General features: G+C 42.6%; 17 protein-coding genes. 14 read left to right on the forward strand and 3 right to left on the reverse strand.

The window, feature by feature from the left end; all coding sequences use genetic code 11:
* Positions 1–576 precede the first annotated feature (576 nt).
* The 3 genes from BK120_RS22185 (at position 577) to BK120_RS22195 (ending at position 4,709) form a co-directional block, all read left to right on the forward strand.
* Positions 577–1,575, forward strand: a complete 999-nt coding sequence (locus BK120_RS22185; protein ID WP_256710987.1) for a glycoside hydrolase family 53 protein — start codon at positions 577–579, stop codon at positions 1,573–1,575.
* 329 nt (positions 1,576–1,904) lie between these two features.
* Complete coding sequence (gene rsgA, locus BK120_RS22190) at positions 1,905–2,990, forward strand: ribosome small subunit-dependent GTPase A (protein ID WP_372239015.1); 1,086 nt, start codon at positions 1,905–1,907, stop codon at positions 2,988–2,990.
* 264 nt (positions 2,991–3,254) lie between these two features.
* Positions 3,255–4,709 carry a DHA2 family efflux MFS transporter permease subunit gene (locus BK120_RS22195; RefSeq protein ID WP_076269795.1) on the forward strand — a complete coding sequence of 485 codons (1,455 nt, stop codon included), beginning with the start codon at positions 3,255–3,257 and terminating at the stop codon, positions 4,707–4,709.
* 106 nt (positions 4,710–4,815) lie between these two features.
* Here BK120_RS22195 and BK120_RS22200 read toward each other — a convergent pair whose 3' ends face one another.
* On the reverse strand, positions 4,816–5,724 hold the full coding sequence (locus BK120_RS22200; protein ID WP_076269687.1) for a DMT family transporter: 909 nt from the start codon (positions 5,722–5,724) through the stop codon (positions 4,816–4,818).
* Positions 5,725–5,875: 151 nt separating this feature from the next.
* Between BK120_RS22200 and BK120_RS22205 the strand changes: the two genes are divergently transcribed.
* Entirely contained in the window at positions 5,876–7,288 is a 1,413-nt protein-coding gene (locus BK120_RS22205) for an aminotransferase-like domain-containing protein (protein WP_076269688.1), read from the forward strand.
* Positions 7,289–7,373: 85 nt separating this feature from the next.
* On the forward strand, positions 7,374–9,692 hold the full coding sequence (locus tag BK120_RS22210; RefSeq protein ID WP_076269689.1) for a glycoside hydrolase: 2,319 nt from the start codon (positions 7,374–7,376) through the stop codon (positions 9,690–9,692).
* A gap of 14 nt (positions 9,693–9,706) precedes the next feature.
* On the opposite strand, the gene BK120_RS22215 is transcribed toward BK120_RS22210, so the two are convergent.
* Complete coding sequence (locus tag BK120_RS22215; protein WP_076269690.1) at positions 9,707–10,432, reverse strand: hypothetical protein; 726 nt, start codon at positions 10,430–10,432, stop codon at positions 9,707–9,709.
* A 533-nt stretch (positions 10,433–10,965) separates the two neighbouring features.
* Between BK120_RS22215 and BK120_RS22220 the strand changes: the two genes are divergently transcribed.
* From BK120_RS22220 to BK120_RS22230, 3 genes are read left to right on the forward strand one after another with little or no spacing between them, the layout of a single operon-like run.
* On the forward strand, positions 10,966–11,829 hold the full coding sequence (locus tag BK120_RS22220; RefSeq protein WP_372239017.1) for a multicopper oxidase domain-containing protein: 864 nt from the start codon (positions 10,966–10,968) through the stop codon (positions 11,827–11,829).
* An 18-nt stretch (positions 11,830–11,847) separates the two neighbouring features.
* Positions 11,848–13,047, forward strand: a complete 1,200-nt coding sequence (locus BK120_RS22225; RefSeq protein WP_256710984.1) for a ZIP family metal transporter — start codon at positions 11,848–11,850, stop codon at positions 13,045–13,047.
* A 26-nt stretch (positions 13,048–13,073) separates the two neighbouring features.
* The gene (locus BK120_RS22230; protein WP_076269692.1) at positions 13,074–13,256 is read left to right on the forward strand and encodes a twin-arginine translocase TatA/TatE family subunit; all 183 of its coding nucleotides are present in this window, start codon (positions 13,074–13,076) and stop codon (positions 13,254–13,256) included.
* A gap of 60 nt (positions 13,257–13,316) precedes the next feature.
* On the opposite strand, the gene BK120_RS22235 is transcribed toward BK120_RS22230, so the two are convergent.
* Positions 13,317–15,449 carry a heavy metal translocating P-type ATPase gene (locus tag BK120_RS22235; protein ID WP_076269693.1) on the reverse strand — a complete coding sequence of 711 codons (2,133 nt, stop codon included), beginning with the start codon at positions 15,447–15,449 and terminating at the stop codon, positions 13,317–13,319.
* A 404-nt stretch (positions 15,450–15,853) separates the two neighbouring features.
* On the opposite strand from BK120_RS22235, the gene BK120_RS22240 reads away from it, so the two are divergent.
* From BK120_RS22240 to BK120_RS22265, 6 genes are all read left to right on the forward strand, one after another.
* Positions 15,854–18,046, forward strand: a complete 2,193-nt coding sequence (locus tag BK120_RS22240) for a family 2 glycosyl transferase (protein ID WP_076269694.1) — start codon at positions 15,854–15,856, stop codon at positions 18,044–18,046.
* A 25-nt stretch (positions 18,047–18,071) separates the two neighbouring features.
* Positions 18,072–21,230, forward strand: a complete 3,159-nt coding sequence (locus BK120_RS22245; RefSeq protein WP_076269695.1) for a hypothetical protein — start codon at positions 18,072–18,074, stop codon at positions 21,228–21,230.
* A complete protein-coding gene (locus BK120_RS22250) occupies positions 21,227–22,276 on the forward strand; it encodes a HEAT repeat domain-containing protein (protein ID WP_076269696.1) in 1,050 nt (349 codons plus the stop codon). Before BK120_RS22245 ends, BK120_RS22250 begins: the two co-directional genes overlap by 4 nt.
* A 36-nt stretch (positions 22,277–22,312) precedes the next feature.
* The gene (locus BK120_RS22255; RefSeq protein WP_083682319.1) at positions 22,313–23,743 is read left to right on the forward strand and encodes a glycosyltransferase family 2 protein; all 1,431 of its coding nucleotides are present in this window, start codon (positions 22,313–22,315) and stop codon (positions 23,741–23,743) included.
* A gap of 500 nt (positions 23,744–24,243) precedes the next feature.
* Positions 24,244–25,173 carry an ABC transporter permease gene (locus BK120_RS22260; protein WP_372239018.1) on the forward strand — a complete coding sequence of 310 codons (930 nt, stop codon included), beginning with the start codon at positions 24,244–24,246 and terminating at the stop codon, positions 25,171–25,173.
* An 18-nt stretch (positions 25,174–25,191) separates the two neighbouring features.
* Positions 25,192–26,100, forward strand: a complete 909-nt coding sequence (locus BK120_RS22265; RefSeq protein WP_076269698.1) for a carbohydrate ABC transporter permease — start codon at positions 25,192–25,194, stop codon at positions 26,098–26,100.
* Positions 26,101–26,116 lie beyond the last annotated feature (16 nt).

Below are 26,116 nucleotides of genomic sequence, written 5' to 3' on the forward strand. Positions count from 1 at the left end.
ATTGACTCCACTTTCCGAAAAGCACTCTACTCTGTATATATCGTTCATTAGGATAACTTTGCGACCGAATAACCATTTGTATTCGAGAGATTCATTGGTGATTTTTAAGTAGGGTTTATTAAATAAAGCCAGACCAAGCCATATGTATCCGAAAAAAATGGAGAACGCTAGAAACAAAATATTTAGTATTAATTTTTGTTGGTCATTCCCAGGTATCATGATGAAGCCAATAAACATGATTATTATGAAGCTATATAGAATGTGGAGCGACCACTTCAGTTTAGACTGTTGGTGAAGAGGTAAGGAATATAGGCCGTTTTTCTTCAATAATGAACCCTCCACATTATTTTCCTCCCGCTTCCGTTATTAAGATTAGTCTAATCATTTTTGCAATTGACTTCAATAACATAACGGATGTTGCAATTGTATCCTGTTTGCCAAAGCTTGGCAGCCTCTATAATAAGAACACAACACTGAAAGCGCATACATTTGTGTTCGATGCTTCAACATTCAGGTGAAGGAGGAGAATGTATGAAACGAAGGTTTTACATTTTGACGCTTGTTGTCGCCTTGTTAATGACTATTTTTGGAGTGAATGGGGGATCTGTGCCGCAGGTCAGCGCAGCTCCTGCATTTGCGAAAGGTGCGGACATTAGCTGGGTAGCCGGCATGGAGGCGCAAGGGTATACGTGGAAGGACAAAAACGGCGTAACTAGGGACATTATTCAAATTTTGAAGCAGGATTATCAAATCAACTCCGTACGTATTCGAGTATTCGTCAATCCTTCTTCGAACTATGGCAACGGTTATATGAATAAGGATCGCGCTGCAACCTTGGCGAAGCGGGCGAAGGATGCAGGGATGAGCGTCATGCTTACATTGCATTACAGCGATTCGTGGGCGGACCCTGGAAAACAGACAAAGCCAGCGGCTTGGGCAAGCTATTCGTTCCAGCAGCTGATGGATGCAGTTTGGAATCATACGCGCGAGGTAATGACAGCTATGCAAAGCAAAGGGGTCACGCCAGATTGGGTGCAAATCGGCAACGAAACGAACGATGGCATGCTCTGGAATGACGGCAAAGCATCCTTAAATATGCAAAACTACGCTTGGCTTATTAATACAGGAAACAATGCGGTCAAGTCTATTAGTACAGCTACAAAAACGATTGTCCACTTGTCCAACGGCTATGACAACAGTTTATTTGTCTGGAATATCGGCGGACTGATCGCGAGCGGAGCGACCTTCGATATTATTGGGATGTCTCTTTATCCTACCAGTACAGATTGGTCGACTAAGGTTACGCAAACGGTCAGCAACTCCAACAATATGATCTCGCGCTATGGCAAGCCGGTTATGATTACCGAAATTGGTATGGATTATAATCAGCCTGCTGCTGCCAAAAGCTTCGTCGCTGATATAAAGACAAAAATACGCAATATTGCAGGCGGAAAAGGGCTTGGCGTGTTTTATTGGGAACCGGAAGCGACCCCTGGTTATAACGGAGGTTATAATAAGGGAGCTTGGCAGGCGGACGGCAAACCGACGATTGCGCTTGAAGGCTTCTTGAATTAATGAGTACGACCTATCCCTCGTTCATTAGAACTGGCGATAGGTCTTTTTTCTATAGCTATAGACGGAGAGAAAGAAACATGATGTTTTCGTTATTTCGCAATGTTTCGTTTTCATGCTACAATAATGGAGAAATTTAGTTGCAAGCTAGCTAAGCTGGCTTGAGGGGAGAGATGAAAATGGAGAAATTAACTATTATTGAAGGTGCGGCAGTCGGGGTCACAGGAATCCTCCTTTCAAGCGAACAATAATTTCGTTTCCCAAATGAGGATTCAACTGTGACTGGTTTTGGCGTTAGCCATATGAATAACCAATTACAGGGGGAATCCGCAGTGAATCAACAAACAACGAATATGGTATTACAAACATTAGGTTGGAACGACTATTTTTCTAATTATTTTGCCGCTTATGCCAAACAAGGCTATAGTGCCGGGCGAATTATATTGGAGCATAAAAACATGTACCGTCTATTGAGTGAGCATGGAGAGCTCATGGGCGAAGTAACGGGTAAGCTGCGTTTTGAGGCAACAGGTCGAGAAGATTTTCCAGCAGTCGGTGACTGGGTAGTTATAAAACCGCGGCTGGAGGAACAGAAAGCTTCGATTCATGCGCTGCTGCCACGAAAGAGCAAATTTTCCCGTAAAGTGGCTGGAGACACGGTAGAAGAGCAGATTGTAGCCACTAACGTTGATACTGTTTTTTTAGTGAATGCCTTAAATAATGACTTTAATATACGCAGGATGGAACGTTACTTGATCCTCGCATGGGAAAGCGGCGCTGCGCCGGTCATCGTGCTGAGCAAAGCAGATTTATGCGACGATTTGGATGCGCGCATCACAGAGGTAGAATCAGTTGCGATTGCTGTCCCTATTCATGTAGTCAGTGCTTCGCAGGGAGAAGGGTTAGATCAGCTCGCACCATATTTGGGTATAGGCAACACGATTGCGCTGATAGGTTCTTCGGGTGTAGGCAAGTCTACACTGATTAACAAATTGAGCGGTGTTGATCTGCAACGAGTCAATGATGTGCGTGGCGGGGATGACCGAGGTCGTCATACGACGACGCATCGCGAGCTTGTTCAATTACCAAGTGGAGCACTGATGATTGATACACCTGGTATGAGGGAGCTTCAGCTCTGGGAGGCCGATGAAGGGTTCCGTGGTGCATTTGATGACGTAGATTCAATTGCAAATACTTGCAGGTTTAATGACTGCAAGCATGAGCAAGAGCCAGGCTGTTCTGTCCGAAAGGCAATAGCTGATGGATCTTTGGAGCAGGCTCGTTTTGAAAGCTATCTCAAACTCCAACGTGAGCTGGCGTATCTAGCACGCAAGGAAGATGCGCGATTGGCAGCCTCTGAAAAAGCAAAATGGAAAAAGATTAGCACAGATATGAAACAACGAAAAGTAAAAAGATAAGTCAGTCCCACAGAGCCTTTGAAAGATTAGGGCTCTTTTTTTATGCCTTCAGCATAGACGCTAACTTGAGGGATCAAGCTGTGAAGATTTGAAATATTCGACGGAATTCATGAAGCAAAGAAGTTGAATGTTCAATTCGTTAGTGTCATAATTTAGGTTATTGACAATGAGGACAAATGTTCGGTATATTTTGTAAGTAATTCGGACAATTGTCCGAAAAGAGAAGAGAAAATTGGAGGAGGAGTATTCTTGAACGGCCCTACTATGGAGGTTAATTCTAACCTGGATTTGAGCAAAATCAAGAAAGGACCGATCGTTGCCGCACTCATTATTGGCGCATTTGTATCGATTCTGAATGAAACCTTGCTGAACATTGCATTCCCAGAGCTCATGAGATATTTCAGCATCACGGAAACGACTGTACAATGGCTGGCCACAGCTTACATGCTTGTAGTCGGTATTCTTGTCCCTATAACAGCACTTTTGCAACAATGGTTCAGCACACGTCAAATGTTTCTCGGGGCAATGATTTTATTCCTTGCGGGTACGGTGATATGTGCGACAGCACCAATATTTGAGTTTCTGCTTGTCGGACGTGTTGTTCAAGCCCTGGGAACAGGATTAATGATACCTGTATTGATGAATACGATTCTTATCATTTTCCCTCCAGAGAAGAGGGGCGGCGCAATGGGATTGATCGGTTTGGTCATGATGTCCGCTCCGGCTATTGGGCCTACTTTATCTGGTCTTATCGTTGACTCGCTTAACTGGAGATGGCTCTTCTATCTAGTCATTCCTTTGGCGGTCGTTTCTATCGTCTATGCAGCGATTTATTTGAAAAATGTAAGTGAATTGACGAAACCAAAGGTCGACATTATTTCCATCCTGCTTTCCTCCATCGGTTTTGGGGGCATCGTTTATGGCTTTAGCAGCGCAGGAGAAGGCTCATGGTCAGATCCTAAGGTTGTCTGGTGCCTGATTGTAGGCGGAATCAGCTTGATTTCATTTGTATGGCGTCAACTTGCGGTGAAGGAACCGATGCTCGATATGCGTGTTTTCCGTTACCCTATGTTTTCGCTTGTAACGGTACTGATGCTTGTACTTATGATGGCTATGTTCTCTACGATGATCATGCTTCCGCTATTTTTGCAAAATGTCATGATGCTTACTGCACTTAGCGCTGGTCTTGTGATGATGCCCGGTAGTATCTTGAATGGTATTATGGCACCGGTCTCCGGTATTTTGTTTGACAAATTTGGACCAAGGGTGCTCGTTATACCTGGTCTCATCTTGATGAGTGTATCCATCTGGCTGTTTTCTGGAATTGATGCAGCATGGACGAGCGGATATGTTGTATTCCTGCATATCTTGATGATGATTGGTATCTCATTAGTGATGATGCCTGCGCAGACGACAGGCCTTAATCAGCTGCCGCGCAGATTGTACGCGCATGGTACGGCGGTTATGAGCACGCTGCAGCAAGTGGCAGGTGCGGTTGGTGTGGCATTGTTCGTCAGCATTATGTCGTCCGGCATGAGAGATTATATGTCTACATCCCCGGATCCGACCAACCCTGCTGAGGGAATACCTGCAATGGTAGCTGGTCTTCACAGTGCGTTTATTGTCGGAGGAATTCTCTCTGTCCTCGCAATTCTCATCGGTCTCTTCATTCGCAAAACGAAGGCACCTCAAGAGGATGAGCTGAAGCAGTCTGCTTAATCAGATTTGTTCGAGTAGCTTGGACAAAATACATCTTTTTAAAAATTAGAGGCAGCCAATAAGTTCAATGAACTTATTGGCTGCCTTTTTTTATCTTTTAATTACTCTACACCCTCAATCTTCGCTTTGCGATTAACTGGCTGAGTGCACCTGCATTTGCAAGGATGGTTCCACCAATAATCGTAATGATACCAAGCAGTGTAACCCATGAGATTGTCTCATCATAAAAGAGTACGCCGACTCCTACAGCAATTGGAGGAGAGATATAGAGCCATGTAGATGGGAAAACGGGATTCGTCTTTGCGACGAGCCAGTAGAATAAGGTATGCCCAACCATGGAACCAATTACAATCAGATAAATTAATGAGCCTGTCGTCTGAAATGATGCAAAGGATTCAAGGTGCACCTCTTCGGTGAACAGAGATAAAATGAACATCATCGCTCCGCCAACCATCATTTGTGCCGCGTTCATGGCTATCGGTGAAGCATCGGACATGCGGTTGATTACTTTTTTGGAATATAGCGCTCCTGTTGCATAGCAGCATTCTCCTATCAATATGGCTCCGCATCCGACAAGCCACAAGGGTGAGACATCCACCGAAAGATTGGGCAAAACTAACAGCAGTACACCGATGCAGCCAATAATGCAGCCGTATAGCGAGTGTTTGGGAGATTTTTGCCGAAGAATAGCCGTTTGCAGCAGCAAAATCATGATGGGTCCCGTAGCCGATAACACAGCCGCGAGTCCAGAAGATACATATTGCTCCGCCCAGTACAGCGTAGAGAAGGTTCCAAACGTCAGCGTAGCCCCAGTGAACAGCATCTCTTTGCGCAGCAGCAAGGAGAAGCTTGCCTTGCGTTTCCAAACCATCCAAAGAAACAGAATAGCGCCAGCTAGAAAAAAGCGAAGCCCTGCCGAGAAGAAAGGGGGAGCACCGGCGTCTACTCCGATTTTAATTGCCAGAAAGGTTGTGCCAAATATAAGACATACGAGCGCATAAGCCAAAAAAATCATGTTCATTTCCCCTTTAGATGTCGGATCGAGATTGTTTTTTGTTAATCATATAGGGAGCAAGGCAGAACAGATTGTATGGAACAGAACAGATAAATAAATATTTCGTGTACAATAATGGAAATAGGCAGCGGCGAAGAGGTGTTATGAACAGATGAAAAAAGAATCGGGAGCGCAGCAAGCCCATCCGTTATTCCGGCAAGTGTATGATTATATCTTGAACCGTGTAGAGCGAGGGGAATGGAAAGCCCATCAAAAATTACCGTCGATACGATTGCTTGCTGAAGAGATCAATGTGCATCGGCTGACGGTATTTAAAGCCTATAGATTGCTAGCTGAGGACGGCAAAGTGTATGTAAAAGACAAATCGGGATATTACGTATCGGAGGACAATGCTTTTTCTGAAGGGTTGGAAGAGAGCACCGTCGTTACCTCTTATGCAGTGAATAACTCGTTATCTGATATTCATCGAATTCCAGCTAAGTATCAGTTCTCTCAAGCGCTGATTGATCCTAATTTGCTGCCGAATTTGTTCTTATCGGACTATGTGAAAAAAGTGTTTGATCTCTATCCTAAGGTTATGGGGACTTATGCCAGCGTTCAAGGGGATGAAGAGCTTCGCGAGTCGCTGAGCCAGCATTTCAGAGAGCATCATCGATTGCAGCTGTCACCTAAGGAATTGTTAATCACATCAGGTGCTCAGCAGGCCATAAATTTGATTGCCCAGATTATGCTTGGGCCGATGGATGCGGTGTTGATTGAGCGACCGACCTACGGCGTAGCGATGGATATTTTTCGCAGGCAAGGCGCGCGGCTTATTCCTGTTGCGATCACACCGGAAGGTTATGACTTAGCAGAAGTAGAAGCCTTGATGCGCACGCATAAGCCTCGTATGTTCTATATGAATCCAACCCACCAAAATCCGACCGGTTATACTGTTCCAGCATGGCAGCGCAAATTGCTGGTGGAATTGGCAGAGCGTTACCGCTGCCTTATCGTGGAGGATGATCCATTCCGAGATATGTATTTTGTTGAGCCGCCCCCGCTTCCCTTATTCGCTTATGACACGGAGGGCTGGGTCATCTATATTAGCAGCTTCAGCAAATATATTGCGCCGGGTCTGCGGATTTGTGCTGCAGCCTGCCGATATCCATTCATGGAGCAGTTAATCAAAGCGAAGGCGCTTGCGGATAATGGGACTCCGCAGCTTAATCAGAAAATATTTTTGCATTATTTCGCCTCACCGAGGCTGCAGCAGCATGTGGAAAAGCTTCGTATTGCGCTGCAGGTTCATAAAGAGATCATGGAAGAGGAGCTTGCCATAGCAGGCTGGGAATGGACTGCACCACAGGGCGGGCTTAATTTATGGGTTAAACTTCCAAGCCATATATCAGGAGAAGCTCTTCTTAAAAAAAGCAGGGAGCAATCCATTTCCTTCGTTCCCGGAGAAATATTTGACCCGCTAGGCGAGCTGAAATCATGGATACGGCTTAGTTATTCTTTTGCGAGTGAGGCATTATTGCGGGAAGGAATGCAGCGCTTAACGGCTTTATCGCGGACTTTATGATTGAAAGAAATTTAGTTGCTTGAACATACTTTTTGTAACATTGGCGTAACACCCCTGATGTAGTCTGATTCAGGAGGTGCGAGACATGAAAAAAATAATAGCCATCATCATGCTGGCTGCAATCACAGCAAGTGTTCTTGCGGGGTGCAAGGACGACAATAATACGCGAGGCGGGGAAGTAAATGCACAAATAGAAGATGTGGATTTTAGCTTTAACGTAGATCCAGAAACCTTCGCGCTTGAGGTCGAGTCGGGTGGAAGGACTGAAAAAGCATCGGAACCACTGGACAAAATGAAAGTTTCAAATGTAAAAAACAGCGGAGACCAAATTAGCTGGACCTATCCAGAGAAACAAATGGACGTTGAAATTGAAAAAAAAGCGAACTATGTAGATGTAACGATCAAATCCAGCAAGGTGGAGGAAAATAGCTTTGCATGGCCAATCGTAACGGGCGAGGGGTATATGCTTCCATTAAACCAAGGAAAGTATATTCCAAGCGATGATCAGACGTGGAAAGAGTATTTGAGTGAACAAGAAATGAAAGTTATTGAGTCTTTTTCGATGCCATTTTTTGCAGCTGATAAAAGCGAATACACGTTGATGTACATTATTAAAAACGCATATAACAATGAAATTGTTTTTAATACCGATAACGCTATCCAGTTTACTTTTCATCATGAATTTCCAGTAATTAATAAACAAAAGGAATACGGTTTTAGAATTTATGTAACGAAAAAAAATCCAACAGCTGTCGCAAAAACGTATAAAGATTATTTGATTGAACAGGGTGAATTCAAAAGCTTGGCGGATAAGGCTAAAGAAAATAACAATATCGAAAAGCTTTACGGAGCACCGCACGCTTATTTTTGGGACAGAACGGTTATTTCAGAAGAAAATATACAATGGCCAAAGCTGAGGAGCAATCTTCCCGAAAAACTGAGAATATGGATTCAGGAGCTATTAAAAACTAAAGTGGAAGATGGAGCAGAGCTTTCATCCGCCTTTGACGATTTAAATCGTTTAGACTATGTAGATAAATACACGATAAATCGAATTGTAAAAAGTTTAAGTGCGGTCATGCAGCTAAAAGAATTTTATGATTCCAAAATTTTTACTGACTTAGATGAAGAAACTCAGCGATTGTTAAGCAGCGGTATAGAAAATTTGAACGCTGTTGAATTGATTGATCTGAATAAACGATTGTTAAAAAGCGTGCTTGGTGCTGCAGTTGATCCCATTGAAAAGTGGGCAGATGCCAATACGATTGATGTCATAAAGGATATGAAGCAGTCTGGGCTCGACAATATGTGGATTGGTTTGGATGATTGGCAGGAAGGGTTTATTAAACCTGCGTTTGTCAAAGAGGCAGAAAGTCTTGGTTATTTAATTGGCACCTATGACTCGTATCATTCAATCCATGAACCAGGAAAAGAGAAATGGACGACGGCTAAGTTTAAGGATACTTCCCTTTACGAGCATGCGACGGTGACCGATAAGAATGGGAAAAAAATTGTAGGGTTCCAAGGAGAAGGCAGAAAGCTCAACCCAACGCTTGCCCTGCCTAGTGTAGAAGAAAGAGTAACATCGATTTTCAATACTGGTCTAGCTTTTAACTCATGGTTTCTAGATACGGATGGTACTGGAGAAATCTTCGATGACTATTCGCCAGAGCATGTGACTACGGAAGAAGAAGATATTCAGGCTAGAATAAAGCGAATGGCGTATTTGCAAAAACAATGGAAGCTGGTCGTTGGAACAGAGGGTGGCAACGATTTTGCTAACCAAACGGTTGCTTTTGCGCATGGAATAGAGACGCCATCATTCTCATGGATGGATAAGGATATGAGCACAAATAAAGAAAGCGAATATTATGTAGGAAGATATTATTCGAGCAACGGCGGAGTTCCCGAACTATTTGCTAAGCAAATACCGTTAAAGGACAAGTACAAGAAGCTGTTTTTGGATACTAGCTATACGATCCCATTGTATAAGTTAGTTTACAACAATTCAGTAATCACGACATATTGGTGGGGCTGGGGAACTTTAAAAATAGAAGATGAAATTTCGAATCGGATGCTGTATGAAATGCTTTATAATGTGCCTCCGTTATATCATCTAGATAAGCACGAGTGGGAAAAATATAAAGAAACCATAGTGAATCATTCTAAGGTATGGTCAAGCTTTAGTAAAAAAGCGATAAAGGAAGAAATGACGGATTATAAAGTTCTAACAGAGGACAAACTCGTTCAGATGACGGAATATGGTAAAGCGTTAAAAGTAGTGGCTAACTTCTCGGAAGCTTCTTTTAACTTTCAAGGCGAGGTCATACCAGCGAAATCAGCGCTAATCCTTGATGGAGATGATAAAACGATCTACACACCGAAAGAGCCCACAAAGAAATAAAAAAGGAAGGGGCTCTAATTTTTAGCTTTATTTATAAAGATTTCAACGATTTTTGTTTTCTTTTCAGTTGAAGTGTACCAGTGCTTCACTGCTTCATAATCTGATGATTCTAAATCAGGCGACTCGATCATAAACCGATCTTTCTCGATCCATTGATAGTCGAGTATAGGCCAGATTGGAGTAGACATGTAATCGTTCGTTAACGCTGTAGATTCAAAAGGTATTTTTTCCATAGTTAATAAATCAACGGCGATCAGCGTATGACGAACAATTTCTCCGCCTTCACTATAACCGTATCGTAACAGCAGCTCTGTTTTATCCGGAGATAGTTGATAGTCTTGAAAAATGCCGTCACCCAAAGCGAGACTTGTAATTGTGGAGTTGCTTTCCTTCACTAAAATGGTTGAACATTGCTTATTTCCACAACTGTACTTTAACAATATGAAATGTTCTGGAGTGGAGAGAGTGAGCGCTTCTGATTGGGTCCGCTCGATTTCGGTCTTGCTATCCTCTTGAGATTGTAAATATTGCTTATACGGAGGAATATCATTAATCTTTAGCTTTAAGTTTTTTCCATTTTCGTCTTTGACTAAGAGTGTATCAGTTGAATTCTCGGATGGTTTCTGTTCAATGGAAATGGACTTTTTTAATGGATCAGCTTGAAGACTTTTTATGATAAATACCACGGCTGTTGCGATTATCAAAAGAAGAAGAAGAGGTAGCAGTACTTTTTTTCTCATTTCGTTTTGTCTCCACTTTAATTAATAATGAACTACAATTCTAAACGTAGATTTTTGCTCGTATGTTGCAGGCTATTGTGATTCATATTCTTCTACGAAATAGGAGAGAGAGGTTTCCCGTGAGTTTATCGAACTCGAGGGAAGCCTTTTTTTCAATGATGCAGTATGCTCCCAAGCACATACAAGCTTCATAAAAAACACTTTACAACATGCCTAGGTTAGCATATATTTTACTCATACCAAAAAAGTTTCCTCAGGTAAACTAATTGTCCTTAAGTGAAATAAATTTTTTTTATTAATAATTTTGCACTAGGGCAAAATTAATCCCTTAAATTAACATGGAGGTGAATCGAATGGTATTTGATCCAAATCGGCAGTTCTCAAGACGAAACATCCTTAAGGTCGGAGCTGCCGGCGTACTAGGTGTGATCGGAGGCAGTTTCTTAAATACAAGTGCATTATTTGGCAGGTCTGCTCATGCGATGGGGAAGGAAGAAATGCATCATACGCTCAAAGACCAGATGAAACAAGGGATGGCGCATGGTTATGATCCGGGAACCGATTCAACGCCGGGGCTTGAAGCGGCAGTAAAAGCATTAACGGCTTTTGATTACGGGGTCGTTAGTACTTCTCCAGATGGCAGGACGATTAGAGAATACGATATACAGGCATGGGATGCTGAGGTGGAAATAGCGAAGGGCATTAAATTTCCAGGGTGGACATTCAACGGCACGATTCCAGGGCCGACACTTCGTTGTACGGAGGGGGATATCGTACGAGTCAAGTTCGGGAACGGGTCCGCGCACCCGCATTCCATACATTTTCACGGTATTCATCCAACCCACATGGATGGTTTAGAGCCTATTTCGACGGGCAGTGAATTTGTGTATGAATTTGAAGCCAAGCCAGCAGGGCTGCAGCCCTATCACTGTCATGTTCCTCCGTTGATTAGACATATTCACAAGGGCCTATATGGTCACTTCATTATTGATCCTAAGAAACCAAGGAAACCTGCAAAAGAGCTAAGTATGGTCATGAATGGTTTTGATCTGGACTTAGATGGCGAGAACGAGGTTTACACGGTCAATGGCTACGCATTTGCATACCAATCTAGACCGATTAAGGTGAAAACGGGTGAGCTGGTTCGTATTTATTTAAGTAATTTAACGGAATTTGATCCGATTAACTCCTTTCACTTGCATGCTAATTTTTTTCACTATTATGCCACCGGCGCTGACCCAGATGCGAGGCCGCAATATACAGATACGATTATGCAGTGCCAAGGGGAGAGAGGCATCATTGAAGTTACATTCCCCGCTCCTGGAAAATATATGTTCCATGCTCATCAAAGTGAGTTTACGGAGCTCGGCTGGATGGGATTTTTTGAAGTCGGTTAAGTAGAGGGGGTATGCGATGTGCAAAGTGAAATAATAAATAAAAAGCTGGGTAAAAAAGCAGTCTGGCTGCTTGGCATAATGCCCTTGCTGCTGCTGGCTGGCTTGATTTCTGTTATCGCTTCATGGGGTACAGGTGTAGAAGAACAGCAAGCGGCCCCGATTGAAGTGCTCAATTTTGAACGTATTATTTTGACGGATGATGGATTTGAAGTTCGTATACTTAATTCTGGGCCAAAGGAGCTGACGGTTGCTCAAGTTGTTGTCGATGATTCTTTTTGGAATGCTTCCTACTCACCTAGTCCTACGCTTGAGAGATTCGGCAGCTCGACGATCTATATTCCTTATCCTTGGGTGGAGGGAGATCCTCATCAAATTAAGCTTATCACCTCTAACGGACTAATATTTACAGGGGATGTACCTGCTGCAATGAAAACGCCAACTGCCGATACCAATCGATTTTTGCAATATTCACTAATAGGTTTTTATGTCGGTGTCGTTCCAGTTGGACTGGGATTGCTATGGTATCCTTTTATGCGTCGCTTCTCAAGCAAAGGCATTCAGGCGGTATTGGCATTTACAGTTGGACTTTTATTTTTTCTTGCTGTGGATACCATACAAGAAGGATTAGAGCTTGGTGCGGAAGCACCCGGCGTATTTCAAGGCACAGGCCTAGTCTGGTTCGGTGCGGCATTAAGCTTCTTATTCCTCATAGCCATTGATCAGACGAAATCCAAAAAGGAAATCCAGCATAATGATCCTGGCAAGCAGGTATCCTTCAAAATCGCGAGTGGAATAGGTCTCCATAATCTCGGTGAAGGGCTTGCGATAGGTGCCGCTTTTGCCGCGGGTGAGGCTGCGCTTGGATCCTTCCTTATTATTGGGTTTACGCTGCATAACATTACTGAAGGGATTGGCATAGCGGCGCCGCTTTTAAAAGCAAAACCAACTTACAAGACTTTCCTCGCATTAGCACTCTTAGGCGGCGGTCCTGCTATTATCGGAACGTGGATCGGTGGATTTGTATTTAATCAAACGCTGGCGGCATTATTCTTCGGTATTGGCGCAGGGGCCATTATACAAGTTATTTATGTCATTTTTAAAATGATTGTTAGGGATGCAAAGGCTGCAGAAGCACCTGCCGTTTCGTGGCTCAATTTCTCAGGTTTAACACTTGGCATATTGCTGATGTATGTAACAGCTTTGTTAGTTAACTTCTAGAACCAAATGGGAATGGGGAGTTCAGAATGCCGAATATAGGTGTTGCAGGAATTGTATTGCTTGTGATTTTAGGGTTGCTGCTGTTTGGACCATCCAAGCTGCCTCAGCTTGGGCGAGCGATTGGAACGACGCTGTCAGAATTCAAAAAAGGGGCAAAAGGACTGATAGACCCGGATGAAAAACCCGATCAGCCGAAGGAGCGCGAATGATCAAACAAGCGAAGAGCCGTCAGCATAATGCTAACGGCTCTTGTTTATTTGCGTATGAATTTAATCTGCACGCTTCTTTCCTTCAATTAAGATTGTCAAGCTGACAAGCGTAACAAATATAGTCGCTCCCATATCGGAGAGAATGGCAATCCATAAGGTGAGCCAGCCGGGAATGGTAAGCAATAATGCGATGATTTTCAGTCCGAGCGAGACGCAAATGTTAAAGCGGATGACGCGATTGACCTTTTTGGCAATGGAAACGGCTTCGGGCAGCTTGCCCAAGTGATCCTGCATGAGGACGATATCGGCTGTTTCAATCGCACTGTCTGTTCCTTTGCCCATCGCAATACCGAGCTGCGCAGAGGCTAGAGCAGGAGCGTCATTAATACCGTCACCTATCATCGCGACATGGTGGCTTGCTGAAAGCTCTTTAATCTTCTTCACTTTATCTTCCGGCAGAAGATTGCCATAAAACTCGGACACCCCGACGGCGGAAGCGACTTTCTCTGCTGTTTTCTGATGATCCCCGGTAAGCATAATGGTACGCTTAATTCCCAGCTTGTGTAAGGATGCGATTACAGACCGGCTTTCCTCGCGAATTTCGTCTGAAATGCCAAACATACCGAGTACTTGCTGCTCGTCTGCCACCAATACAAGAGTAAGTCCGTCATTTTTTAATTGTTCAATGCGATTTTGGATAGGATCCGGAATCGTAATATGCTCGATGCTTTTTTCATTTCCAAGCCAGTATGCAAGGCCGTTAACCTTCGCTTTAATTCCCCGACCTGATATCGTTTGAATTTCATCCGGTTCTGGTATTGTCATATTTCTGCTCGTTATTTCCTTCATAATCGCTTTCGCCAGCGGGTGGGAGGATGATTTCTCGATTGCTCCAGCTGCTTGGAAAAACCGTTCTTCATCATAAGCTTCCAATTTGGCAACATGCGGTTCGCCTTTTGTTAACGTACCTGTTTTGTCAAAAGCAAGCGTGTCGATCTTGCCAAGCTGCTCTAGAAATACGCCGCCTTTGACGAGTACACCGTTCCGAGCATTTCTTGTAATGCCCGAAACAATAGCAATTGGCGAAGAAAGAATTAAGGCGCAAGGGCAGCCTACAATTAATACGGATAATCCTTGATAAAGCCATGTAATCCAGTCTCCCTGAAAGAGGAGCGGGGGAATAAGGGCAACAAGCGCAGCAACAATCATGATGAGCGGCGTATAATATTTAGCGAATTTATTAATGAAAAGCTCCGTTGGCGTTTTGGTCTCCTGTGCTTCTTGAACGAGATGAAGAATTTTTGCCAAGGAGGAATCCTTGTATGCTTTATCAATTCGAACGAGAAGCAGCCCTTCATTGTTAATGCTTCCGCCGTAAACGGGTTCTCCTGCTTCCTTCTCAACCGGCAGTGATTCACCTGTGATTGCCGCTTCATTCACCGAGCTTTTCCCTTCAGAGACGATGCCGTCCGAAGGGATTTTTTCGCCTGGCTTAATTTTTACAAGATCGCCGATTTGAAGAGAAGCAATCGGAACGATAATCTCTTGGCCATTTTCTACTTTTAATGCTTCCTTAGGTGCAACTTGAAATAAAGCTTCCATGGAGCGGCGCGCCTTTTCCATACCATAACCTTCTAGCAGCTCATTTAGTCCAAACAAGATGGCAACGAGAGTAGCTTCCTTCCATTCACCAATGGATACAGCTCCGATTAACGCAATCGTCATTAAGGTATCAATATTAAACTTCAATTTAATTAAATTTTTAAGTCCGCGGAAAAATGTGGTGTAGCCACTAATAATCGTTGCGGTCAAATATAATAGAATGACTGCTTGTTTGTCGAGCACGCCATCAAGGAATAATGCGGCAACATAGATGATGCCCGATACGATGAGCAATTTGAGCATATTTGAATGGCCTTCGGAATGACTGTGATCGTGATCATGATCATGTCCAGCATGACTATGAGAACTATGATCGTGTCCCGTATTCGCTTCCGAGCTTGCTTCGATATAGGCATTGTCTGACTTTAAAATTTTCTTAACTGCAGCCATGGAAATTTGCGGATCAACCGTTAATTTTCCTGAATTGTAGCTGAGCTTTGCATCCGAGCCATGCTCCAATTGTTTAATCTCTTCCTCCATTCGGAGGGCACAGCCACCACAAGAGAGTCCCTTTATTCGATACTCATTCATAAGACATCCTTCTTCCAGTTGAATATATGAATACTTGTTCATATAATATGCAATTCCAACATTTATGTCAAACGTATTTTCTCCATTCCGCTATAAATTCATGTAAACACCATTCGGTTTGTTAGAAACTGTACACATCTGAAACGCCATAAATTCAAGTAGACAAGGAATGGTAAGCTTTGCGGAGTTTGAATATGCGAAATAATGTATGGCGTACGATGTGAAGGAATGATGCTCGAGCCTGTCGTAAAAAAGGACATTCATGAACTGCTGGATATAGTATGATCAAATTGAGAATGATTGGATTTCAAGCCTTTTAAATTTTTAATTGGATATATTTGAGGTATACCGCCGAATAGACAGTGAAACAAATCTATACTTATAATGTTTTCGGGGGGCTGAAAATGAAAATTTCGCGCAAGAACTATATGTATGGTTCAATTATTATCATTATTTTAATCGCTATAGCCTATTTAAGCTTGTTTATTTTGAAAAATAAAATAAATGCAACAGATCATAACAACCCCACATCACCAATGGCATCGGAGTATGTAAGCAAGGTGGATGGAAACTCTTTTTATGTATTGGAAAATGGACAATGGTCGAAAACATTTATTAAAGGAGTGAACCTTGGAGCTGGGAAGCCAGGCGCTTTTCCCGGCGAGGTTGCCATTACATACGATGAATACTATAGATGGCTTGGCTATATTTCAGATATGCATGCAAACACGATCAGAGTGTACACGATACAGCGGCCGCAATTTTATAATGCCTTATTTGATTTTAATCAAAATGCAGTGAAAAATGGCAAGAAGCCTATTTATGTGTTTCATGGCGTTTGGGTTAATGAGAGCGATATAGCAACAATCGAAGATGCTTTTGGCAGCAATGACAAGATTCTAAATGATATGAATGTTACGGTTAAAGATACGATTAATATTTTGCATGGCAATCATTATTTGCCAGTAAATAAAGGCCATGCGGACGGCAATTATACCTCGGATGTTTCGAAGTATGTCATTGGATGGATTGTTGGTATTGAATGGGAGCCTTCGCTTGTCGTCAGCACGAATGAAAATAACGCAAAGCGCAACCATTATGATGGCAAATACCTTTATACCGTAGGCGCATCTCCGTTTGAGACCTTTCTCACTGAAGTAGGAGATAAGCTGATTGATTATGAAATGACAACCTATAACATGCAAAGCCCGGTTGCCTTTTCCAATTGGGTAACGACAGATCCGCTAAAACATCCTAACGAGCCTTATAAAAATGAAGACCTTGTAGAAGTAAACGTCGAGCATGTTAAATGGCATGACAGCTATAAAGCCGGCATGTTTGCCTCTTATCATGTTTACCCCTATTACCCCGATACGTTTAGCTATCAGACCGATTATATTCACTTTAAAGATGCCGAGGGAAAACCAAATCCTTATTTGGCTTATTTAGAGGAAATTAAGAAGTTCCATTCCATGCCTGTTCTTATTTCGGAATTTGGCATTCCAGCCTCACGCGGCAAGGCGCATGAAAATAAAATTACAGGCTTTAATCAGGGCTTTATAGATGAACGTACGCAAGGCGATATGCTCATGAAAATGATGAAGGATATTCACGCTGCTAATTTAGCAGGGGGATTGGTTTTTTCGTGGCAGGATGAATGGTTTAAGCGAACGTGGAACAACAATGATTTGGATTTGCCTGATTCAAGGCCATACTGGCTTAATGCTCAAACGAATGAGCAGCATTTTGGTTTATTAGCGCTTGATCCTGGCAACGAAAAAAGCATCAGTTATATCGATGGTTCGTTCGATGATTGGGCAAATGATACTCCCCTGTACGCTGACGATCATACCAAGCTATACGTAAAAAGTGATGAGGGATATGTCTATCTCATGATTGATGCTGAAGACTACGATTTTAATAAGGACACGTTGATCATACCGATCGATACGATAAAGGAACAAGGGAACAGAAGCTTCTCACAGCTTGGCTCCACATTTAGTAAGGATGCAGACTTCGTAGTGAAAATTCATGGACCAACGGACTCGCATGTATTAGTAGATGCCTATTACGATAACTACTATTTTAGATATGCGGTTCAAACGAGCCTCATCGACAAGACCCCAGCCTTTCATCATAAGAACACGGGTATTTTTAACCCCATCAGGCTTAGTTTAAATAAAAGCTATGTAGTTCCGCAGCTGAACAAGGTCGTTCCTTTTGCAGGATATGAGACGGGGCTGCTCCAATACGGAATAGGTAATCCGGATAACCCCGATTTTAATTCTTTAAGTGATTTTTATTATAAAGATGGAAAAGTGGAAATGAGAATTCCGTGGCAGCTGCTGAATGTGATGGACCCATCTCATAAATATGTCATTGATGATATGTTTGCTCGTGGAAAAATATCAAAGCTGAAGGTAGATGGAATAAGCTTTGGCATACAGCATATCAAGACGGGAAGCACGCCGGAAACGACGCAGCAGCCTATAGCAATGGAGGAATATAGCTGGAAGGAATGGGAGCAGCCGACTTTTCATGAACGATTGAAGCCTTCCTATTACATTTTGCAAAAAGGATTTCAAGCGATGAATTAATTCATATATAAAATGAGGAATACAAATGAGAACAAGAAATATGAAAGCTCGCTATATCATTTTAATAGCTTTATTAATTGGTTTATCGATTCCTTTCATCGTTTGGCTGCTTACACCAAGCAAAAACCTTGATGTCGTTGTCATTAATAAAACCTTTCCGACTCAAGCATCTGAAACGAGCGGCATAAGGGATCTGGATTACAGCAAGCAGCGCGGGTTGTTTTGGATTATGGATTATCTGCGCATAAATAACCCCGCGACGAATAAAGCGTATGACGCCACGAAGGACTATTATGGAAATTTCCTATCGAATGGGAAATTAACTGCTGTTCCTTTTGATAAACGAGCTAATGTGCCAGATCTGATCTATATTTCGGATGCGTACGGCACTGGCAATTCAAAGGTGAATGGTGTAGAACCAAAAGGGGTTTCAGGTCTGACGGTGGATGAGGTTAGTTTAATAGCTACCAGCTATGCTAAAGGGACAACGGTTATTGGCGAATACAATATTGCAGGCGAGCCTACTGCACCAAACGTATCCAAGGAGCTTGAAGCTATTTTTAACGTCGGCTTTAAGGGGTGGGCAGGCAAGTTTTTCTCGGAATTATCGTCGGCAGAAGATGTACCGAACTGGATAAGAGCAACCTATGAGCAGCAATACGGGAAAAAGTGGAGCTTAACGGGAGCGGGAATCGTTATTGCGGGCAACAATAGAATCATCATATTGGAGCGCGGCAAAGATTTTACAGGACAATCGATCAGTCTATTCATGACTGAGGATCATGCTGGTATCTATCATACGGACACGATTGATTACTATAACTGGTTTGAAATCATTGAGCCAGCATACGATAAGTCGGTAATCGCATGGTATGACTTAAACGCTACAGAAGCAGGTCAGGAGCAATTAAAGGTCTTAGGGCTAAATACTAGATTCCCAGCAATCATTGCAAATAAATCCGGCAAAAAGAGCTCCTATTATTTTGCGGGAGATTTTAGTGATTATAAGGAACCGGAGAAGATTAAACGGTTTTGGGGTGCTTCTACGCTATACAAAATATTCAGTGTAAACAGCGAAGGGGATCATTCGTATTTTTATTGGCATTTTTATGTGCCGCTTATGTCCAAGCTGTTGAAGGAAACAAAGCCACTAGATGAAAGCATTACATTCCTGGCGAAAGCAGAGACAGCTTCAAATGGTACACAGCTCGTATCAAAAATAGTCAACAATACATTTTCCGTTTATGAAAACGGAGCTTGGAAGAGCATGTTCGTAAAAGGGATGAATATTGGCACAGCAATACCAGGTATACCTGCAGGAAGCTTCCCGGAGGATACGACTATTTATTCAGAGTGGCTTGAGAAGATTGGTCTAATGAACGCCAATACGATACGAGTATACACGTTGATGCCGTCAGGCTTTTATCGAGCGCTTGATATTTACAATACGAATCATCAAGATAAACCGCTGTATTTGCTTCAAAATATATCGCCGAGCAGTGAGCCGCCATCAGGCGACTTACTGAATCAAGAGTACAATGCAGCCTACAAACAAACGATTCAAGATACCATTAACGCAGTTCATGGGAATGCCAAGTTAAAAACAAAAGAGGGGATGAACTCCGATCTTTACATGAATGATGTGTCAGGCTATATCCTTGGTTTTTTAGTTGACCCAGGCTTAACCCCTCAAAAGGTAAAGGCAACGGATCAAGCACATCCCTCTTACAACTATAGTGGGGACTATGTTTCATCAAGCGTAGACGCAACGCCTACCGAGTCGTGGCTTGCTTCTCTATCGGATCTTATCTTTCAATATGAGCAAAGTAATTACAACATGCAGCATCCAGCAGCGATTACCAGCATTCCAGAGCTAGACATTCTCGAACATGCTGCATCAAATCCAGAAACGCTCGATGACGCGGTTTCAGTGGATATTAATCATATTGTTATTTCTAGCAAAGTGATCAGCGGATTTTTTGGCGCGTACAATGTCTTTCCCGATCATCCGGCATTTATAGCTGGGGAAACGAAGGAAGCAAAACCTGACTATGCAGGTTATAAGCAGTATTTGGATCGTTTTATGAGCACTCAAAAAAAGTATCCGGTACTTATTAGTGAATTTGGATTGTCTACAAGCCTAGGCTCATCGCAAATATCCGCTTCTGGCCATAAGGATGGTCAAAACAGCGAGGCGGAGCAAGGAGAAGGCATCGTTGCGATGATGAATATCATAAAGGACAGCGGCAGTATGGGCGGGCTTGTTTACGAATGGGCGGATCAATGGGGAAAAAGCAGCCGGTTCACCTCTTCCCTGATGATCCCTTATGAGCATGGAAGCCTCTGGCAAAATGTCATTGATCCTGCTCAGCGATACGGTATTTTAGCGATGGAAGCACCTACGCCGACAGAGTATGCAATGACTTTGCGGGGAACAGATCCTCTGCGCACCATTTCTTATGCTGCTAACGAATCTTATTTCTATATAACAGCCGAATTCAGTGAACTGCCGAAGTTTGATCAGAAGAACATTATGATCTATTTGGACACCGTTGACAGAAAAAATGGCGAATATATGCTGGCTCCTGACGTGAATGAAAACTGGTCTGGTGCAGAGTTTAATATCAGCATTCAAAATACGAAGCATGCCGAATTACTCGTAATCCCGCAATATAATGCGAGCAAAGGCAGTTATTACACTTCCGTATCGTCTAACGGCATTTATGAGAAAATGTTGCGTCAGCTCTCAAAAGCATACCAAACGCCCGAAGGTAAAAAGGTTCCCGCTGCTTATGAGGATGGATCAACCTTGAATGTTGGCAGCTTTGACAACAGCAGCAGCCATTTTTATATTGAGGGCAAGACGCTGTATCTTAGAATTCCATGGGCGAGCTTGAACTTTACTGACCCGTCCAGCTTGCTCGTATTAGACGATGAGAAGAAACAAGGGGCAATCGAGAACATAAGAGACAGCGCTGCTGTTCGAATGACGGATGGCATAGTCGCTTCACTCGTTATTATGGATAAAACAACGCAGAAGGTCGATTATCAATTTCCCGAAAGCGTTACGTCATCCGGCTACCGAACCTTTACATGGAATACATGGACGAAACCCGAATACGTATCTCGCAATAAGAAAAGCTACGACATGCTTAAACATCTTTTTGCGCAGGAGGATATATGACAAAAGAAGCATTATATTTGCTGCTCATTTCATCAGCGTTATTTTCATTTTTTTTCATATCGATTATCGTCATATGGTTTTTCCGCTACTTTAGCGAGTCCGCGACGAGCCAATTGAAGAAGCAGCTGGAAGAAGTATTCACATCCTACTTCTATACTGAAAATAAAAATAAACGAACAATCGTGCAAAAACTGAATAAAATCGTCGGAAAAAGTGCTAGAAAAAAAGAGCTGTTCATTAATATCGTCATTAATCACGATGCTGATTTTATCCATACCCATCATGATCAGTTGATGAACATATACGAATTAACGGGAACGAAAGCTTTTCTGCTCAAAAGACTGCAATCAAACAGCGTTCATATTCAGTCCTTAGCCTGTCGGCATCTAGGGGAATTGCAGCTCAGAGATACAACGGCATCTATCCTTACGCTTATTTCAAGCAAAAATAATGATGTGATTTATAATATGATGCTGGCTCTTGCGAAGCTAGGTGATTTGGAGGGGCTAGTTCATGTTCTAACCTATGACTCCCAAAATATGAACTTGTCCCATAGAGCTATTATCGAAATTATTTCTGCTTTTGACGGCTCAAAGGAAGAGCTGTTTCGACAAACAATTGATAGAAGTGATGACTATATGAAGGGCATTCTAATAAAAGCGGTTGCTGATTATAGTATTGAAGGCTTAAGCGAGCATTATATTAAATATTTGAATAGTGAGGATAAGAACCTTAGAATCGCATCGATAAGAGCGCTGAGCGAGCTGAATAATCCAGATTATGAAGCTTCTATGCTAACCAAGCTTGATGATCATGATTGGGAGGTTAGAGCTGCTGCTGCTAAGGGCCTTGAGAAGATTGGGACTAAAAATAGTTTAGCGGATTTAGGGAAAACAACAGGCGACAGTGTGTGGTGGGTAAGACATCATGCCGCCAGTGCACTTGTTCTCATTCCTGGAGGTATTGCTTACGCTTCAAGGATCATCGATGGAGACGATAAATTTGCTCGGGATGCCGTGATTAGTGTGATCGAAATGACTTCCTAATGACAACTTAGAAAAACGAGGATGGTTTTTAACAACATGTATATTCTCAGAATGTTTATTATTTATTTCAGCGAGTTTTGTATGCTGTATACGATTGGGATAAACATCTTTTATAATGGGCAAATGCTGATCGCTTCGCTAGATATGTTTAGTTATTTACGAAAAATGAAAGCTTCAGATTATAAAAGATACATTGATTCAAAAAATATGATTCCGATTTCTATCATTGTCCCTGCGTACAACGAAGAGAAAACGATAGTTGATAATATTAAATCGCTGCTCGCTTTAAATTATTTTGAGTATGAGATTATTATTGTGAATGACGGCTCCACCGATTTCACAAAAGAAAAGATTATAAACGAGTTCAATTTAAAAAAGGTAAACCAACCCATTATGCAGAGCTTGCCTACGAATGAAGTAGCTGGCATTTACCGAAGCAATCAATACGAGCGATTAATATTTGTAGATAAATTAAACGGGGGCAAAGCGGACGCCCTTAATGCGGGCATTAATGTGTCTGTCTATCCTATTTTTGCATGCATCGATGCCGATTCCATCTTAGAAAATGATGCCCTGATCAAGCTCACGATGTTATTTGTGGAAAATCCCGAAACGATTGCTGTTGGAGGGATCGTCAGAATTGCCAACGGCTCGATCATTAAAGACGGCAAGCTTATGGAGATGAATATTCCGAAAAGCAATATGGCAAAATTTCAGATTATTGAGTATTTCAGAGCTTTCCTGACTGGCCGTACGAGCTTCAGCAAGCTTAATTCCATACTCATTATTTCCGGTGCATTCGGTGCGTTTAATAAAAGGGTCGTTATTGAGTGCGGCGGGTACAAAGTGAATACGATCGGTGAAGACATGGATATTATCGTTAGACTTCATAAGGCGATGAAAGATCAGAAGAGGAAGTACAAAATACAATTTCTAGCGGACCCGATTTGCTGGACGCAAGCTCCAGAAACAATGAAGGATCTAAGAAGCCAGCGGAGAAGGTGGCAAATTGGTCTTTTTGATACGCTGATAAGCTATAGGAGAATGCTCTTTAATCCGAAATACGGCAAGATTGGCATGGTGACACTGCCTTATTACTGGATCTTTGAATTAATTGGTCCAATTGTTGAGGCACTTGGCTATATCTTTATCCCACTTGCCTATTTATTTGGCTTGCTTGCGTTTGACAGCTTTATTACTTTTTTTGTTATCGCGTTTTTACTCGGCACTACCTTATCAATGGGCAGCATCTTACTCGAGCAAATTACATTTCGCAAATACAGCTCGCTTAAAGAAACTTTGCTGCTTGTGCTGTTCGGCGTGTTGGAAAACCTAGGTTATCGTCAGCTTACTGTTCTGTTCCGTGTTGAAGGTATTTTTAATTTTAGAAGAGGCCGTCATTCATGGGGAGCAATGAACAGAAAGAAATTTGTTTCAAGCAAAGAGAAAAAAGAGAACGATAAGTGATGCTGAAATGGCAATGGAAGAGTAGCTGCGTGCAGATGCGGATACTCTTTTTTTTGCAATTGAACGATAGGAAATACTCCAAATAGGCAACCGCAATATGAAAAAGGATCAATTGGCTTAGAAACAATGAAAACGCATACATGTCATTCTTGAATAGACCACTCTCTGAGGGGGTTTGGGCTTGTATGGGGGGCGAAAACCGATTGGTAAATCTTGCGGTTGCCGATAAATAGGCGATTTTTCAACAAAAATGACACATTTGAGAAGTTATCTGAATAGTCGCAGTAGTTGGCGAATTGATGTTTCCTCATAAATATAAAGCGCTATCATTCGATACGGGAAATGACATATTTACGAGAATTGTTATGTTCCGTATTGTTGTGAATGTAAGCGATAGCATTTCCGAAATTCCTGTCGCCAATCACCAAACAAAAGCAATTACAACGAAATGGGAAAGGAGTGATTTTATGCAGGAAGCAAGTCCAATGAACGCACCAAATATGCTTCCGGAACCGACGAAAGAGAAGAGCAGAATGTGGAAAAGACTCCTTCAAAATTGGGAATTGTATCTATTCATTGCACCCGCATTTTTCTACTTTCTAATCTTCTCTTACGGTCCGATGTACGGCATACAAATCGCATTTAAGAACTTCATACCAACGAAAGGGATTTTCGGAAGCCCTTGGGTCGGTTTCGACCATTTTGTCCGATTTTTTCATTCTTATTACTTTTGGGACTTGATATGGAACACGTTAAGTATTAGCCTGTATGAACTTGCTATTGGGTTTCCAATACCGATTATACTGGCGCTTGCCTTCAATGAGCTGAAGGGTGGTTCCTTCAAGAAGATGGCTCAGACCGTCACTTATGCGCCGCATTTCATTTCAGTCGTTGTTATGGCAGGCATGATCATTACGTTCTTGTCGCCTTCATCGGGAATAGTGACACATCTTATTGAGTGGCTTGGATTTGATGCTCCAGATTTCTTGACGGACCCGAAGTGGTTTAAGACGATGTACGTATTCTCTGGTGTTTGGCAAAGCGCAGGATGGGGAACAATCATATATTTGGCTGCGCTTTCAGGAGTAGACCCGGGTCTGCATGAGGCAGCCATTATAGACGGAGCTTCACGCTTCCAACGAGTGCTTCATATTAACATTCCGACGATTATCCCTACGATGACCATTCTTTTAATTCTGAACATGGGAAGCTTGCTTGGGGTTGGATTTGAGAAAATATTGCTGCTCCAAAACTCGCTTAACATGGGAGCATCCGATGTCATTTCAACCTTCGTATACCGATCAGGGCTTGTCGATGCCCAGTATAGCTTCTCGACGGCGATCGGCCTGTTCAATTCCGTCATTAACGCCATTATTTTAGTGCTTGTCAATCAGATCGTAAGACGCACCAACGAAAACAGCCTGTGGTAGAAGAAGGGGGTATGACCGATGATTTCCGCCGTTAAAGAGTCCGGAAGAGATAAAGTGTTTCTGATATGCAACTATATTTATGTATTTCTCGCTTTTATTGTAGTCGCCTATCCTGTCATTTATATGATTAGCGCTTCGATAAGCGATCCGAAATTGGTGGGTTCCGGCGAGATGTGGCTGTGGCCAAAAGGCATTACGTTTGAAGGTTATCAGAGGGTGTTCCAAAACTCCAGCATATGGACAGGTTACGGCAACACCATTCTTTATACGGTAGTAGGTACGTCGATCAATTTATTCGTTACGCTGCCTGCTGCCTACGCTCTAAGCCGCAAAGACTTTATGGGACGAAACTTTTTTATGGGGATGTTCCTCGTCACGATGTTTTTTGGAGGAGGGCTCGTACCAAGTTATTTGCTCATCAAGGAACTCGGTATGGTGAATACAATTTGGGCAATCGTTATTCCTTCGGCCGCTTCAATCTGGAATATCATTGTAGCGCGCACGTTTTTCCAATCATCCATACCGAAAGAACTGCAAGAAGCTGCCCAGATCGACGGTTGCACCAACCTGAGATTGTTCGTCAAAATCATCTTGCCGCTGTCCATGCCAATCATTGCCGTTATGGCTTTGTTCTATGGTGTTGGCAACTGGAACAGCTACTTCTCGGCACTCATCTATTTGAATGATGCCGCGAAATATCCTTTGCAGCTCGTATTGCGGCAAATTCTTGTGTTGCAGGAGATGTCGGCTCAGGGCGGGGGCGTAATTGATGCTTCATCAGCATCAGCTCTCAATAACAAAGCTGAAATCGCTGCACTGGTCAAATACGCTGTTATTATCGTTGCGACAGCGCCGATTATCGCCGTATATCCATTTCTTCAGCGTTACTTTGTGCAAGGTGTCATGATTGGTTCCGTTAAGGGCTGATTTTGCTCATAAATAA

This window comes from Paenibacillus sp. FSL A5-0031 (assembly GCF_001956295.1).
GTDB lineage: Bacteria > Bacillota > Bacilli > Paenibacillales > Paenibacillaceae > Pristimantibacillus.